The organism is Oscillibacter valericigenes (assembly GCF_021531435.1).
Taxonomy (GTDB): Bacteria; Bacillota; Clostridia; order Oscillospirales; family Oscillospiraceae; genus Oscillibacter; species Oscillibacter valericigenes_B.
The window spans coordinates 1-2050 of the sequence record NZ_JAFBIS010000059.1 but is presented as its reverse complement, the minus strand read 5'-3'; the positions used below and the strand labels follow the sequence as shown (position 1 = coordinate 2050).

Below are 2050 nucleotides of genomic sequence, written 5' to 3'. Positions count from 1 at the left end.
TCCAGACCATCGATAAGAAATATCTTCCGTCGATAGCGCGGGCAAAATACAAAATGGTAGTTCAGCATTGAGACTGTTGTACTGGTGCGTTTATACTCATTTTGTTGAGTAGACGACCGGCATTACTGCCGTCGCCCCTCCTCGGAACCGTACTTGCGATTTTCCCGCATACGGCTCTTCAAACTGTCTTTGGTATCCACCGCCAGATGTCTTTTGTCAGTTTCGGCGATGCCACATAGTAGTCCCATATTCTTTGGAACTTCTCGTATGTCACATAGCCTTTTTGGCTTCGGCGATTCAGCATTTTGTGGGTCATTTGCTTCATGTAGTCATGAAACTTGTGCAGGGATCGAAGATTCCCATTTACCCCGTAATAATTGCAATGACCTCGAATAATCGCCGCCACCTTCATCATCGTTTCAGGTATTGGCCGCACCATTCTGGTTCGCAACCATGCCTTTGCCGCTTGCCGCTTTGCTTTTAGCTTCTTCTTGCTGGTGCGTATTCCAAGGCGATACTTTCCCTCTCGGGTCTTTGCGTTAAAGAACGTGAATCCAAGGAAGTCAAATTCGTCCTTTGTGCCCTTGAATCGTCCTATTGGCAGTATCCTCGTCTTGTCTTCCGCTACCTCCAGTGCAAACTTGCCGAGCCTTCTCTTGAGCACTTCAAGTACATCTCTCGCCTCGTTCTCATACTGGAACAGAACCAGGAAGTCATCCGCAAACCGCACATAGTACGCCTCTCCCCGCAGTTTCGGCTTTATTGCCTTCTCAAACCACAGGTCAAGCACATAGTGCAGATACACATTGGCCAGTACCGGCGAAATCAATCCACCCTGCGGTGTTCCCCGATCACTGTCCTTCAGATCCGTTCCCTCCATGATTCCCGCAATCAGAAACCGCTTGATGTAGCGCAGGAAGTTCTTATCCTGTATATCATGCGCCAGAAATCTCATGAGCCACTCATGGTCTACGTTGTCAAAGAAGCCTTTTATGTCGGCCTCCAACACATAGTTGACCTTGTGTATCATAATCATTTGGTTGATATACCGCACCACATCGTGCGCTGACCGTCCTGGTCGGAATCCGTAGGAACAGTCGAGAAATCTTGGTTCATAGACTTCGTTCAGTGCATTTGCCATGGCTCCCTGCACTAGCCTGTCTTCGTACGCAGGTATACCCAATGGCCGCAATTTGCCATTAGCTTTCGGGATATACGTCCGTCTGACCGGGAGCGGTTTATACTGGAATTTCTTCATCCGCTCCACCAGTCGCTGTATATTCTCCTTAGCGTTCTCGTCATATTGCGCTTTACTTACGCCGTCTACTCCCGTTGCTTTCTTTCCGCTCTGTTTTCGATGTTCCGCCATTAGGCTTTGCTCGTTGACGCTGTGCATAAGCCCCTGCACCGTCGCAAAGTGTTCTGACTGATACCTTATTCCCTTTGCTTCTTGTGCCATTGATACTGACCTCTTGTGTCCTCAATGTTTCCACTCTGGGAACGACTGTTTGCTGACCCCTTTGTTCCACCTGCTTTCACAAGCTTCATCACTACTATGAGTCAGTCCGACTCCTGATGTGTCATTTGCTTCCCTCCACTCAGCTAAGAACTTAAGGTTGCATACCATTTCTGGAACACATCAGGTCTCCCGGGTATACGTGCAGTACCTTGTGCGCTCGCCACGCTCTCAGACCCCGGCGGAACCTGCGCATTCTTGCGTAACGTTTGCGCATTGCTGCCTGCTGTGATATGAAACACATCGGCTTCCGCTCTTTATAAATAACGGGGCTCAATCACTTCACGCTTTCGCATTGCGGCTCTCGCACTCCTCTGCCTACGCTTAAACCTGACCTCACGGCTTCGGCTCCAAGGCTGAGTACCAGCTGCCTGCCTAGCTTTACTGGGCCGGGTGTTTCACCCAGCTATACTACACGCACCGCACCGGCGCACTCATGTTTCAATTATATCACATTTTTGAAAATAATTCAAGAAACATTTCCATGAAAATGCCCGCCTTACCCACCCCTCACGGAGTGGGCTTGCGGCGGGC

General features: G+C 49.6%; 1 protein-coding gene and 1 pseudogene. Both read right to left on the bottom strand.

Features of this window, described 5'->3' with window-relative positions; genetic code table 11:
- Positions 1 to 101: pseudogene (locus JQM68_RS13510) on the bottom strand (IS200/IS605 family transposase); the annotation flags it as partial.
- Between the two features lie 77 nt (positions 102 to 178).
- The gene (ltrA, locus tag JQM68_RS13505) at positions 179 to 1459 is read right to left on the bottom strand and encodes a group II intron reverse transcriptase/maturase (protein WP_235223542.1); all 1281 of its coding nucleotides are present in this window, start codon (positions 1457 to 1459) and stop codon (positions 179 to 181) included.
- Positions 1460 to 2050: the final 591 nt, after the last annotated feature.